This is a genomic window from Vibrio genomosp. F6, from assembly GCF_005146325.1.
Lineage (GTDB): Bacteria > Pseudomonadota > Gammaproteobacteria > Enterobacterales > Vibrionaceae > Vibrio > Vibrio cortegadensis.
Genome location: NZ_SYUT01000100.1, coordinates 1631 through 2310, shown reverse-complemented (window position 1 = coordinate 2310; position 680 = coordinate 1631). Strand labels below are relative to the sequence as shown.

At 41.3% G+C, this 680-nt stretch carries 1 protein-coding gene; it reads left to right on the top strand.

The genetic code is table 11. The features are described 5' to 3' along the window. Positions 1–78: 78 nt before the first annotated feature. The gene (locus FCV43_RS19745; protein ID WP_136996132.1) at positions 79–615 is read left to right on the top strand and encodes a nucleotidyltransferase family protein; all 537 of its coding nucleotides are present in this window, start codon (positions 79–81) and stop codon (positions 613–615) included. Positions 616–680: the final 65 nt, after the last annotated feature.

Sequence of the window (680 nt, the reverse complement as noted above, 5' to 3'; positions counted from 1 at the left end):
TGTGTTTACGGTGTAATGGTTTAGTTTGGGTGTTATAGCGTTGTCGCACCTTAATTGGGCGTTAGGGCACAGGGCGAAATGGACAGAATCGTAGAATTAATCAAACAAGATCCAGTTAGAGTTAACGCTTTGAAGTGTGTATCTCAACTGGGTTTACCTCAATGCTATATTGCAGCAGGTTTCGTCCGAAATCTTGTGTGGGATGCATTACATGGTTTTCAGGTGGCGACACCATTGAATGATGCTGATGTTATCTATTTCGCACCTGACGAGCGAGATCCTAATGCCTATTTATACTATGAAGCTCAGCTTAAACAGGTAATGCCGGAAATTAACTGGCAAGTTCGAAATCAGGCAATAATGCACACTCGCAATGGTGACTTACCTTACACAAGTTCACTGGATGCTATGAGCTACTGGCCAGAGAAAGAAACGGCAATTGGTATCCGACAAGTTGCTCCCGAAAAGTACGAATGCATATCAGTTTTTGGGTATGAATCATTATTTGGTTACTGTGTCACACATAACCCAAAAAGGTCACAAGAAAAGTTTAAAAGTCGTGTCAATTCAAAAGGGTGGTTAGTAAAGTGGCCATCTTTGAGAATAGTGCCCTAACAAACAATTTAAGAGTGACTCCTAACGCTTGGCGATTTCACTCCGTTTTGAAATTTGTGTTTACG

Excerpts from the sequence above, each read along its gene's own strand:
- FCV43_RS19745 (WP_136996132.1), top strand. The coding sequence starts at position 79 with ATGGACAGAATCGTAGAATTAATCAAACAAGATCCAGTTAGAGTTAAC.